Origin of the sequence: Kosakonia cowanii JCM 10956 = DSM 18146, assembly GCF_001975225.1 — a bacterium.
Taxonomy (GTDB): Bacteria; Pseudomonadota; Gammaproteobacteria; order Enterobacterales; family Enterobacteriaceae; genus Kosakonia; species Kosakonia cowanii.
This window is the reverse complement of sequence record NZ_CP019445.1, coordinates 4172687-4185043: the sequence shown is the minus strand read 5'-3', so window position 1 is coordinate 4185043 and position 12357 is coordinate 4172687. Positions and strand designations below refer to the sequence as shown.

Below are 12357 nucleotides of genomic sequence, written 5' to 3'. Positions count from 1 at the left end.
ATGCAGACATTAGCGACGATATTAGCCGCCATTCCGGCTCCCGACGAAGGGGCGATGCGACGCGCGCAGCAGCACTTAAATGGGTTACTCAAACCGGTTGGCAGCCTCGGGCGGCTCGAGTCGCTGGCGGTGCAACTGGCCGGGATGCCTGGCCTTCAGGGCGAGCTGCGGGTAGATGAGAAAGCGCTCATTGTGCTGTGCGCCGATCACGGTGTCTGGCAGGAAGGCGTGACGGTCTCGCCGAAAGCGGTGACCGCTATTCAGGCGGCGAACATGGTGCAGGCTAACACTGGCGTATGCGCGCTGGCAGCGCAGGCCGGGGCGAAGGTGCACGTGCTGGATGTCGGGATTGACGCGGAGCCTATTGCGGGGCTTATCAATATGAAAGTCGCGCGCGGTAGCGGGAATATTGCGACGGGTCCGGCAATGAGCGGCGAGCAGGCGGAAGCGGTGTTGCTCTCGACAGTGCGTTATACCCGCCAGCTTACTGCGCAAGGGGTGAAGCTGTTTGGCGTCGGCGAACTGGGCATGGCGAACACTACGCCCGCTGCGGCGGTGGTCAGCGTATTGACGGGCAGTGCGCCGGAGGCGGTGGTCGGCCTCGGTGCCAATCTGCCTGAATCGCGACTCGATCATAAAGTGCAGGTGGTGAGCAGGGCGCTTGCCGTCAATCAACCGGATGCGGCTGATGGGCTGGACGTGCTGGCAAAAGTGGGCGGCTACGATCTGCTGGGGATGACCGGCGTGATAGTCGGAGCTGCGTCCTGCGGCTTACCGGTGGTGCTGGATGGTTTTCTCTCTTATGCCTCGGCGCTGGCGGCGTGCCGGATAGCCCCGCAGGTGAAACCCTATTTGATCCCCTCGCATCTCTCCGCGGAAAAAGGGGCGCGTATCGCCCTTGCGGCGCTCGGGCTTGAACCCTATCTGTTGATGGAGATGCGTTTAGGTGAGGGGAGCGGTGCGGCGCTGGCAATGCCGCTGGTGGACGCCGCCTGTACAATTTACAACCAGATGGGCACGCTGGCGGACAGTAATATTGTGTTGCCGCCGGTGCAGTGAGGGTTGCCGGATGGCGGCTAACGCCTTATCCGGCCTACGCAAACCGAATGCATGCTGTTTTGTGGGCCGGATAAGCGCAGCGCCATCCGGCAAAACGCCGCTTACTCGGCCTGCTGCATTACCTGCAACAGTGTATCCAGCAAGCCGGGAAAACAGATATCCAGATCTTCACGGCGCAGTGAAATCATATTCTCCCGCCCCTGCGGGCGTTGCCACACCACGCCGCTGTCGCGCAGCACGCGCCAGTGATGGGTCATGGTCGATTTCGCCACCTCCTGTGGACGCAGCGTGTTGCAGCTCATTTCACTGCCGTCGGCCAGGCGCTTGATGATGGCCAGGCGCAGCGGGTTGCCGAGCGCAAAAAGCACATTTTCCAGGCGAAACTGCTCACGTTCAGGGTGGTTAGCGATCATACTTTTCCTGTATTAACGATGGGGCTGCGGCTGACTCAGCGGCGCTACTATACGCAAACTGCCTGCTTAACACCACGACCGCTACCCCGGATTCGCCAATCAAAGGAATAGTAAAAATAGTTCGAATATATACGTACAGTTGTACTATGCTAAACGCCGTTAAACCTCTGCGGCTTATTCGGGCCGCCAACTAACAGTCAACAGACTAAGGACGCATCATGCCCCGACCCATTCCTCTCGAACGTTATCGCAACATCGGTATCTCCGCGCATATCGATGCCGGTAAAACCACCACCACCGAGCGCATCCTGTTTTACACCGGGATGAGCCATAAGCTGGGGGAAGTACACGATGGCGCGGCAACCACCGACTGGATGGCGCAGGAGCAGGAGCGCGGCATTACCATTACCTCCGCGGCGGTAAGCTGCTTCTGGCCCGGTATGGATCGCAATTTTGAACCGCACCGTATCAACATTATCGATACCCCAGGGCACGTCGATTTCACCATCGAAGTGGAGCGCTCTATGCGCGTGCTGGACGGCGCGGTCATGGTTTACGACTCGGTGGGCGGCGTGCAGCCGCAGTCAGAAACCGTCTGGCGGCAGGCCAATAAGTATCACGTTCCGCGCCTCGCATTCGTGAACAAAATGGACCGCCCCGGCGCAGACTTCTTCCGCGTGGTACAGATGATGATCGACCGCCTGAAAGCCAACCCGGTGCCGATTGTCATCCCGATTGGTGCTGAAGAGCACTTCACGGGCGTTATCGACCTGATCAAAATGCGCGAAATCATCTGGGATGATGCCACGCAGGGGATGTCCTTTAGCTATGCGCCGGTGCCTGAAGAGTTACTGGAAACTGCGCAAGAATGGCGCGAAAAAATGGTCTCTGCGGCAGCGGAAGCGAACGAGACATTGATGGATAAATACCTCGAAACCGGCGAGCTGGACGACGCTGAAATTATTGCCGGTCTGCGCCAGCGCACCATCGCCGGTGAAATCCAGCCGATGCTGTGCGGCAGCGCCTTCAAAAACAAAGGTGTGCAGCGCATGCTCGACGCGGTGGTGGAACTGATGCCCTCGCCGCTGGATATTCCGGCAATTCAGGGTGTGGATGAAAGAGGCCAGCCGGCGGAACGTCATGCGAATGATGACGAACCCTTCTCGGCGCTCGCCTTCAAACTGATGACCGACCCCTATGTCGGCCAGCTGACGTTTATCCGCGTCTACTCGGGCGTGCTGAAAAAAGGCGATGCGGTCTACAACCCGGTGAAAGGCAAAAAAGAGCGCATCGGGCGTATTGTGCAGATGCATGCCAACGACCGGCATGAAGTGGATGAGCTGCGCGCGGGCGATATCGCCGCCTGTGTCGGGTTGAAAGATGTCACCACTGGCGACACGCTGAGCGATCCGGACAAGGTGATTACGCTTGAGCGCATGGAGTTCCCGGAGCCGGTGATCTCGCTCGCCATCGAGCCGAAGACTAAAGCGGACCAGGAGAAGATGGGCATCGCGCTGCAGCGGCTTGCGGCGGAAGATCCGTCATTCCGTCTGCATACGGATGAAGAGTCCGGGCAAACTATCATCTCCGGGATGGGGGAGCTGCATCTGGAGATCATTGTTGACCGCATGAAACGCGAATTTGGCGTGGAAGCGAATATCGGTCGCCCGCAGGTTACTTATCGCGAAACGCTGCGCAAAACCGTTAAAGAGATTGAAGGCAAGTTTGTGCGCCAGTCCGGTGGTAAAGGGCAGTATGGCCATGTAGTGCTGACGCTGGAGCCACTGGCGGCAGGAAGCGGCTTTGTATTTGAAGACTCGACCAAAGGCGGCGTGGTGCCACGCGAGTATATCCCCTCCGTTGAGAAGGGGCTGCGTGAAGCGATGAACAGCGGCGTGCTGGCGGGCTACCCGGTGGTGGATGTGAAAGCGACGCTAACCTTCGGCTCCTATCACGATGTCGACTCTTCGGAGATGGCCTTCCGCATGGCGGCGATCTTTGGCTTTAAAGAGGGCGCACGCAGAGCAGATCCGGCGATCCTTGAACCGGTAATGCATGTCGAAGTAGAGACGCCGGAGGAGTACGCCGGGAATATTATGGGCGATCTCTCTTCCCGTCGCGGCATGGTACAGGGGATGGAAGAGCGCTTCGGTAGCCAGATTATCCGTGCCGACGTACCGCTGGCGGAGATGTTTGGCTATGCCACCACGCTGCGATCGATGTCGCAGGGGCGTGCAACCTACAGCATGGAGTTCCATCACTACGCGGAAGCGCCGCGCAATGTGGCTGAGGAGATTATCGCCAGCCGCAGTAAAGGATAGAGTTTAACTCGTCACTTCAAACCCCGCTTCGGCGGGGTTTTTTACGCTCAATTGTTGTCCAGCGCTGTTATTCATTGAGCGGCTTCGCAACCTTTTTTCCACTCTGCTGTTTTTCATCGAAAGTGTGGAAGCGCGCTTCCAGGCTGCATCTGCAGAAGATCGACAAAAGGAGTAAATGCAATGAGTAAAACACTCGAGCAATTAATTGCCGAACAGACACCTGAGGTTGTCGCGAAGGCGCAAACCCTGGTGCAGGAGATGCTGCTTAATATTCACCTTGCTGAGCTGCGCGAGCGCGTGCAAAAAACGCAGAACGAAATGGCGCAGGAGCTGGGGCTTAAGCAGCCCACCGTGGCCGTAATGGAGAAGCAGGGGAGAGATATTAAGTTATCGACGCTGAAACGCTACGTCGAGGCAACGGGCAGCAAGCTGCGGATCGATATCGAGTTGCCCGACGGCTCCCATTATGGTTTCGCGCTCTGACAGCAGATCCCTGGAAGCCGACTATCATTAGCAGACATCCGCTTCGCCTGAGGAAAGGTTATGTTGCGTCCTGTCACACTGCTTTGCGCTTCTCTGCTGTCACTCTCGGCCCAGCCTGCGCTGGCGGTTACTTACCCGCTGCCGCCGGAAGGCAGCCGGCTGGTGGGTAGCCCGCAAACCATCACCGTGCCGCAGGGCAATACCTTTCCGCTGGAAGCCTTTGCCGCAAAATATGGGCAGGGTTTGAGCAATATGCTGGAAGCCAATCCCGATGCAGACCCCTATCTGCCAAAAGCCGGTACACAGCTGGTCATCCCGCAGCAGATCATCCTCCCTGCGACTGTGCGGGAAGGCATTGTTGTTAACGTCGCGGAAATGCGGCTCTATTACTACCCAAAAGAGAGCAATACCGTTGAGATCCTGCCGATTGGTATCGGCCAGGCCGGACGCGAAACGCCGCGTAACTGGGTGACTGCCGTTGAGCGCAAACAGGCGGGTCCTACCTGGACACCGACGGCCAACACCCGCAAAGCCTACGCCGATGAGGGCAAAACCCTGCCAGCCTTTGTGCCAGCCGGGCCAGATAACCCGATGGGGCTATACGCCATTTATATTGGAAAGCTGTATGCCATTCATGGCACCAATGCGGATTTCGGCATCGGCCTGCGCGTTAGCCAGGGGTGCATCCGCCTGCGCAATCAGGACATCAAATACCTGTTTGATAACGTGCCGGTCGGCACCCGCGTGCAGATTATCGATGAGCCGGTGAAAGTGAGCCGCGAGCCGGACGGCAGCAGCTGGGTCGAAGTGCACGAGCCGCTGTCGCGCAACCGCGCAGAGTTTGAATCGACAGCAAAAGTGCCTCTGCCCGCCACGCCGGTACTCAACAGAATCGTAAAAGAGGCGGGCGCGGATGCAGGCCAGGTGGCGATGGCGCTGGAGAGACGTTCAGGGATGCCGGTAAAAATCGGCGTGCCAGCTGTGAACAACAGCGAAATGCGAGGTATTGAGCGGATGTAAAAGCGGGCAGCGCAATTGCTCAATTAATTTGAATGTTATTGTTAAATCAATGTTATTTCTTCTTATGGCGTAAAGCGTAGAGTAGGGGGCACTTACGCTTTACTGAACGAAGGACGACGCCATGAAGAAGATCGGCTTTTTATCATTTGGTCACTGGACCCCCTCGCCGCAGTCCGGCACCCGCTCCGCGGCTGACGCGCTGCTGCAATCTATCGATCTGGCGGTCGCCGCAGAAGAGCTGGGTGCAGATGGCGCTTACTTCCGGGTGCACCATTTCGCCCGTCAGCTCGCCTCGCCGTTCCCGCTGCTCGCCGCCGTCGGCGCCAAAACCAGCCGCATTGAGATTGGTACTGGCGTGATCGATATGCGTTATGAAAACCCGCTCTATATGGCGGAGAGCGCCAGCGCGGCGGATCTCATTTCCGGTGGTCGTTTGCAGCTTGGCATCAGCCGCGGCTCGCCGGAGCAGGTGATTGATGGCTGGCGCTATTTCGGCTACCAGCCCGCCGAGGGCGAAAATGAGTCCGATATGGCGCGACGTCACACCGAAGTGTTGCTCGATGCGCTGCGCGGTGAAGGGTTTGCTAAGCCCAACCCGCAACCGATGTTCCCCAATCCTCCGGGGTTGCTGCGCCTTGAGCCTTACGCAGAGGGTTTGCGCGAGCGCATCTGGTGGGGCGCGGGCTCCAATGCCACAGCGGTATGGGCGGCGAAACTGGGGATGAATCTGCAAAGTTCGACGCTGAAAGATGACGAAACGGGCGAGCCGTTCCACATTCAGCAGGCGCAGCAGATCCGCGCCTACCGTGAGGCGTGGAAAGCCGCAGGTCATACGCGCTCACCGCGCGTCTCCGTTAGCCGCAGCATCTTTGCCCTGATGAACGATCGCGACCGCGCCTACTTTGGCGGCAGCCGCGACGACGATGACAAAATTGGTTTTCTTGATGAGAAGACGCGGGCGATTTTCGGGCGCAGCTATGCCGCAGAGCCGGACAAATTGATTGAACAACTTAAGCGAGACGAAGCGATTGCCGAAGCGGACACGCTGTTACTGACGGTGCCGAACCAGCTTGGCGTTGACTACAACGCCCACGTTATTGAGTCAATTTTGAAACACGTTGCGCCCGCAATGGGCTGGCGCAGCTAATCAGGACGCCCTGCCGCGCGCGCCGGCAGGGCGTTTTTTACCGTGTGTTCGAAAGACAGGAAGCGGTAAGTTTTTTTACAGTACGTTGATTTTAATAAAAATATCACCTTTATCCGCTCCTCGCTTTTCCTGCCAGTTAAAAAGCAGCGTATTACGCGATTTGTCGCCGGTAAGACGCCATATTCCTCCTCGCTTCGCTTGAAATCCTTTCCACTCAAACTGTTACTCAGAGTTATCTCCCTTGCGATTTTGTGACGGCTGCTACACTTATTGGCGTTAACGGTAACGACATAACGTCATTTCCGCGCGGTGAAACGCTTCGTTTTTGCAGGCGATTTCGCCCCCACACAAGGAGATAAGATATGACAGACCGTCCACAAAATCCTCAACACGCGCAACAACAACAGTGGCCCGGCAGTTTTTTAAAGATGGAGCCGAAACCCGATCACGGTGAAGCGGATTATCAGGGCTCGGGTCGCCTGAAAGGCAAAACCGCCATTATCACCGGCGGTGACTCTGGTATTGGCCGGGCTGTTGCCATCGCCTATGCCCGCGAAGGCGCAGACGTGGTGATCTCCTATCTTGATGAGCATGATGATGCGAAAGACACCGCACAGTGGGTTGAAAAGGCAGGGCAGAAAGCCGTCTTGATTGCGGGGGATATCACGAATGCTGAACATTGCCGCAATATTGTGGCGAAGACGGTGGAGCAATTCGGCAAGATCGACATTGTGGTGAATAATGCTGCCTACCAGATGACGCGCGAGTCGCTTGATGAGATCAGCGACGATGAATTCGACCGCACCATGAAAACCAATCTCTACGCCATGTTCTATATCTGCAAGGCGGCGGTACCGCATATGCCGGCGGGTGGGTCGATCATCAACACGGCCTCGGTAAATGCCGATCAGCCGAAGCCGAAACTGATTGCTTACTCGGCGACCAAAGCGGCGATTATCAACTTCTCCGGTAGCCTCGCTGCGCTGCTGGCTGAAAAGGGTATCCGTTCAAACGCCGTTGCGCCTGGCCCTATCTGGACGCCGCTTATCCCGGCGACCATGCCACCTGAGCAGGTTGAAAGCTTTGGTAGTGAAGTCCCGCTTGAGCGAATGGGGCAGCCCGCTGAACTCGCCTCATCCTACGTGATGTTAGCCAGCGACGAAGCGAGCTATATCTCTGGTGCGACCATTGCTGTTACCGGTGGCGTTGCAGTTATCTGACGGGCAAGGAGACGTGATGAAGGCTTATCCCCTGGCGCTCAGTGTGCCTGTTGCCACCCATATCTTCGGCGGGCAACGCATTAAGCAGCAGTTGGGCAAAGCGGATCTGCCCGATTCACGCATCGCGGAAACCTGGGAGATCAGCGACGTTGACGGCATGATCGCCTCGGTGGTTAACGGTGAATATGCAGGTTGCAGCCTGCGTGAGCTGGTGGAGCGCTATCCCGATGAGATGGTAGCGCCCGGTTGGCGCGGGCCGTACTTCCCGCTGCTGAGCAAATTCATCGACGGCAGCGGGATGCTCCCGGTGCACCTGCATGCCAACGATAAAGTCGCGCAGGCCCTTGAGCAGCAGCCCAATGGCAAAACCGAAGCCTGGTACATTCTGTGGGCGGCGGAAGACGCGACCTGTCTCCTCGGCGTGCGCGAGGGCGTTGATAATGCGCGGCTGAAAGCGGCACTGCTGGCCGAGGATTACGATGCGGTGATGTACCGCGTGCCGGTGAAAACGGGTGATACATTTTACGTGCCCGGCGGCATGTTGCACAGCTTCGGCCCCGACACGCTGATTTATGAAATCGAGCAGACCTCGGATATCCAGCAGCACGCCATGCCGTGGCGCATGGAGGATGGCTCGCGCCTGAGCCAGCAGGAGTGGGAGCGCAATATTGATGCGCTGTTACAGGAGCTGCGTCCGGAACTGCGCTGCCAGCCGCAGCCTGGGCTGGCGCTTGATGCGCCAAATCTGACGCGGCTCTTCTGCTGCGCCGGGCCCTACTTTGCGCTGGAGCGCTGGTCGTTCAGCCAGACGCAACGTTTTCATTTCAATAGCGCGCGTATTCTCACTAACCTCGGTGCGCCACTTACCGTTGAGGCAAACGGCGTCAGCATACCGGTTGGCAGGGCGGCATCGCTGCTGCTGCCCGCGGCGCTGGATGAGGTCACTCTGCATGATGCGGGAGATGTGCTAATCGGTTATGTGCCGGATCTGATGGCTGATGTGCTGCAACCGCTGCGGGATGCGGGCTACCGCGAAGATCAGATTGCGGCGCTCGGCGATATAGACGGGCACCTGCGTTAGCCTGATTGCGCAGAATGCAAAAAGCCCGCTCGGGTTTCCCTGAGCGGGCTTCTTAAATGTGGCTCCTCTGACTGGACTCGAACCAGTGACATACGGATTAACAGTCCGCCGTTCTACCGACTGAACTACAGAGGAATCGTGTGGAGGCTTATCTTAGCGGCGAAAAATCTTTTGTCAAACCCCATTTCAGGGGAGGGGAGTCAACTGCTGATTCCATCAGCGATTTGCATGTATTGACACCAATTTATGCTGAATTGCTTTGCAGGATCACCATTTCTCCCCCATCATTTGAAATGTAATTTCATCTTTTGCGGCAAGGACTATTTTGAACGTCGTCACCCCCCTTCGCCAGGCCGTCATGCGTACCCCCTGGTATAGAAAGCGTAAAAGCTATCGTGTGCTCTTCTGGCGGGAAATCACCCCGCTTGCGGTGCCGATCTTCCTCGAAAATACCTGTGTGCTGATGATGGGCGTGCTCAGCACTTTCCTCGTGAGCTGGTTGGGCAAAGAGGCGATGGCGGGCGTAGGCCTTGCCGACAGCTTTAACATGGTGGTGATGGCTTTTTTTGCCGCTATCGATCTCGGTACCACAGTGGTGGTGGCCTTCAGCCTTGGCAAACTCGACGCCGAGCGGGCGAGGTCAGCAACGCGGCAATCGCTGATGATCATGACGCTGTTCGCCATCGTGCTGGCAGCGGTGATCCACTACTTCGGCCGTGAAATTATTGATGTTATTGCCGGAGCGGCAACCCAGCCGGTGAAGGATCTGGCGCTTACCTACCTTGAGTTAACGGTGCTGAGCTATCCGGCGGCGGCGATTGCGCTGATTGGCAGTGGCGCGCTGCGCGGCGCAGGTAACACGAAAATCCCGCTGCTGATTAATGGCGGCATGAATATTCTCAATATCATCATCAGTAGCGCGCTGATCTACGGTGCTTTTGGCTGGCAGGGAATGGGCTTTGCGGGTGCGGGGCTCGGGTTGACCATTTCGCGTTATATCGGCGCGGTGGCGATTATCTGGGTACTGATGATTGGCTTTAACCCGTCGCTACGCATTCCGCTCAAAAGCTATTTCGAGAAGCTGAACTTCAACATTATCTGGGAAGTGATGGGCATCGGCATTCCCGCCAGTATCGAATCGGTACTGTTTAACGGCGGTAAACTGTTGACGCAGATGTTCGTCGCCGGGATGGGCACCAACGTGATTGCCGGGAACTTTATCGCTTTCTCCGTGGCGGCGTTGATTAACCTGCCCGGTAACGCGCTCGGCTCGGCCTCGACGATCATTACCGGTAAACGGCTTGGCAAAGGGCAGATAGCCCAGGCCGAACGCCAGCTGCGCCATGTATTCTGGCTCTCGACGCTGTTACTGACAGCGATTGCCTGGGGAACCGCGCCGTTTGCCGGGTGGTTCGCCGCGTTTTATACCCACGAAGAGGATGTAAAAGAGGTCGTTAAGGTGCTTTTATGGCTGAATGCCGCGTTTATGCCAATCTGGGCTGCGTCATGGGTGCTGCCTGCCGGGCTGAAAGGCGCGCGCGATGCGCGTTTCGCGATGTGGGTGTCGATGCTCGGCATGTGGGGCTGTCGCGTCGTGGCGGGTTATACGCTCGGTATCGTGTTAGGTATGGGCGTGGTCGGTGTCTGGCTGGGGATGTTCCTTGACTGGGCGGTGCGCGGTGCGCTTTTCTACTGGCGAATGGTCAGCGGCCGCTGGCTGTGGAAGTATCCGAAGCCGCAGAAAACGCCGACGGAACGGACCATTTCTGCGCAAAATGGAGAATAATTCGGCAAACGCGCCAAAATGTGAAATCAGGCTTTGACATGGCGCAGGGGCACCGCTAATATTCGCCCCGTTCACACGATTCCTCTGTAGTTCAGTCGGTAGAACGGCGGACTGTTAATCCGTATGTCACTGGTTCGAGTCCAGTCAGAGGAGCCAAATTTAAGAAGCCTGCTTACGAGCAGGCTTTTTGCTTTTCATATTTCGGTCATCTCGCCGTCTCAGTTTTTGCCCTTCACCAATCACAACCCGCTTTATAGGCTCACTGTCGATATAACCTTTTGTCGCGCTCCGCGCGGGCGAATGGCTTGTGTATTCTCACAAACGAGCTGTTCACCGCCAGCCGAAACTGGCGGTGAGAGAGGCAGGTTTATCGGAAAGGGGGTTCGTTAAAGGTGCGCAGCTTACGCGAATGGAGGCGATCGCCTTCGGCGCGCAGCAGGTCGATAGCGCGAATACCGATTTGCAGGTGCTCGGAGATGGCCCCTTCATAGAAGCGGTTCGCCTGGCCGGGCAGCTTGATCTCGCCGTGCAGCGGCTTGTCCGAGACGCAGAGCAGCGTACCGTAAGGCACACGGAAGCGGTAACCCTGCGCGGCGATGGTGGCGCTCTCCATATCAATTGCTACCGCGCGGCTCAGGTTAAAGCGCAGCGCTGAAGCAGAGTAGCGCAGCTCCCAGTTACGATCGTCGGTGGTGACCACCGTGCCGGTGCGCAGCCGCTGTTTCACCTCTTCTCCAGGCATCTCGCTCACCTCTTTGGTGGCGTCATACAGCGCGCGCTGCACTTCGGCGATGCTCGGAATCGGGATGTCCGGCGGCAGGACTGCATCAAGGACATGATCATCACGCAGGTAGGCGTGCGCCAGCACATAATCGCCAATCTGCTGGCTTTCGCGCAGGCCGCCGCAGTGACCAATCATCAGCCAGACATCCGGGCGCAGCACCGCCAGGTGATCGCAGATGGTTTTCGCATTCGACGGGCCAACGCCAATATTGATAAGCGTAATGCCCTGGCCGTCTGCCGTGACTAAGTGCCAGGCGGGCATTTGGTGCTTCTTCCACGCCAGATCGGAGATCGCCTGCTCCGGCGCTTCGGTGTCCGCGGTGATCCAGTGTCCGCCCGCGCAGGAGAGGGCGATATAGGGGCTATCGGGATCGAGGATCTGGCTGCAACCCCAGCGCACAAACTCATCCACATAGCGGGTGTAGTTGGTAAACAGCACAAACGGCTGGAAGTGTTCAACCTGCGTACCGGTGTAGTGGCGCAGGCGCGCCAGCGAGAAGTCGACGCGGCGGGCGTCAAAGTGCGACAGCGGGTAGAGTTCGGTCGGATGGAACAGGCCATCTGCCGTCTCATCGCCAATCTGCTCCAGTTCGGTAGTCGGGAAAAAGCGCGTCAGGCCAGCGCTCATTGAGCGATCCAGCGTCAGCTCTGAACCGTCTATCACATAAGGATAAGGGATCTCGTGGGCCGACAGGCCAACCTCGATCTGCGCGCCATAATCCTGGCACAGCAGCGTGAGCTGCTCGATAAGATAGGCGCGAAACAGCGACGGGCGGGTAATCGTGGTGGAGTAGCGGCCCGCGTGGGTAAAGCGTGCATAAGCGCGGGTTTTTGACGGCTTACTTGCACTGCCGTTCCAGCTCACCGACAACTGCGGGTAGACGAACAGCCCTTTTTCACGCGCTTCAACGTCAGGAAGCTCACCTTTCTCAATATAGATACCAATCGCCTCGCGAAGGGCATTGACGGAGCGGTCATACAGCGCTTCCAGCTGATCCAGCGCCTGTTCCGGGGTCAGATTTGCACCCTCGTTGGTCATTTTTA

11 protein-coding genes and 2 tRNA genes are annotated in these 12357 nt (G+C 57.6%); 10 read left to right on the top strand and 3 right to left on the bottom strand.

The window, feature by feature from the left end:
- A complete protein-coding gene (gene cobT / locus BWI95_RS19900; protein ID WP_054803201.1) occupies nt 1-1059 on the top strand; it encodes a nicotinate-nucleotide--dimethylbenzimidazole phosphoribosyltransferase in 1059 nt (352 codons plus the stop codon).
- A gap of 101 nt (nt 1060-1160) precedes the next feature.
- Here the strand turns inward: cobT and BWI95_RS19895 are convergent, their stop codons facing one another.
- Nucleotides 1161-1472, bottom strand: coding sequence for an ArsR/SmtB family transcription factor (locus BWI95_RS19895; RefSeq protein ID WP_054803200.1), 312 nt, complete (start codon nt 1470-1472; stop codon nt 1161-1163).
- 218 nt (nt 1473-1690) lie between these two features.
- On the opposite strand from BWI95_RS19895, the gene fusA reads away from it, so the two are divergent.
- From fusA to BWI95_RS19865, 6 genes are all read left to right on the top strand, one after another.
- Nucleotides 1691-3793, top strand: a complete 2103-nt coding sequence (fusA, locus tag BWI95_RS19890) for an elongation factor G (protein ID WP_076770111.1) — start codon at nt 1691-1693, stop codon at nt 3791-3793.
- Between the two features lie 180 nt (nt 3794-3973).
- Nucleotides 3974-4276 (top strand): helix-turn-helix domain-containing protein, encoded by a 303-nt coding sequence (locus BWI95_RS19885; RefSeq protein WP_076770110.1) that lies wholly within the window; start codon nt 3974-3976, stop codon nt 4274-4276.
- Between the two features lie 63 nt (nt 4277-4339).
- Entirely contained in the window at nt 4340-5296 is a 957-nt protein-coding gene (ldtA, locus tag BWI95_RS19880) for a L,D-transpeptidase (RefSeq protein WP_076770341.1), read from the top strand.
- A gap of 121 nt (nt 5297-5417) precedes the next feature.
- Nucleotides 5418-6443: an LLM class flavin-dependent oxidoreductase gene (locus tag BWI95_RS19875; RefSeq protein ID WP_054803199.1), complete on the top strand. Its 1026-nt coding sequence runs from the start codon at nt 5418-5420 to the stop codon at nt 6441-6443.
- A 362-nt stretch (nt 6444-6805) separates the two neighbouring features.
- On the top strand, nt 6806-7663 hold the full coding sequence (locus BWI95_RS19870; RefSeq protein WP_076770109.1) for a glucose 1-dehydrogenase: 858 nt from the start codon (nt 6806-6808) through the stop codon (nt 7661-7663).
- Nucleotides 7664-7679: 16 nt separating this feature from the next.
- Nucleotides 7680-8744 (top strand): class I mannose-6-phosphate isomerase, encoded by a 1065-nt coding sequence (locus BWI95_RS19865; RefSeq protein ID WP_054803197.1) that lies wholly within the window; start codon nt 7680-7682, stop codon nt 8742-8744.
- A 59-nt stretch (nt 8745-8803) separates the two neighbouring features.
- Here BWI95_RS19865 and BWI95_RS19860 read toward each other — a convergent pair.
- Nucleotides 8804-8879, bottom strand: a tRNA-Asn gene (locus BWI95_RS19860).
- A 5-nt stretch (nt 8880-8884) separates the two neighbouring features.
- On the opposite strand from BWI95_RS19860, the gene BWI95_RS24080 reads away from it, so the two are divergent.
- From BWI95_RS24080 to BWI95_RS19850, 3 genes are all read left to right on the top strand, one after another.
- A complete protein-coding gene (locus BWI95_RS24080; RefSeq protein ID WP_219846320.1) occupies nt 8885-9043 on the top strand; it encodes a DUF5951 family protein in 159 nt (52 codons plus the stop codon).
- Complete coding sequence (locus BWI95_RS19855; protein ID WP_076770108.1) at nt 9043-10530, top strand: EmmdR/YeeO family multidrug/toxin efflux MATE transporter; 1488 nt, start codon at nt 9043-9045, stop codon at nt 10528-10530. Before BWI95_RS24080 ends, BWI95_RS19855 begins: the two co-directional genes overlap by 1 nt.
- Before the next feature lie 80 nt (nt 10531-10610).
- Nucleotides 10611-10686 (top strand) — tRNA-Asn (locus tag BWI95_RS19850).
- Between the two features lie 211 nt (nt 10687-10897).
- Here BWI95_RS19850 and BWI95_RS19845 read toward each other — a convergent pair.
- On the bottom strand, nt 10898-12352 hold the full coding sequence (locus BWI95_RS19845; protein ID WP_054803196.1) for an AMP nucleosidase: 1455 nt from the start codon (nt 12350-12352) through the stop codon (nt 10898-10900).
- Nucleotides 12353-12357: the final 5 nt, after the last annotated feature.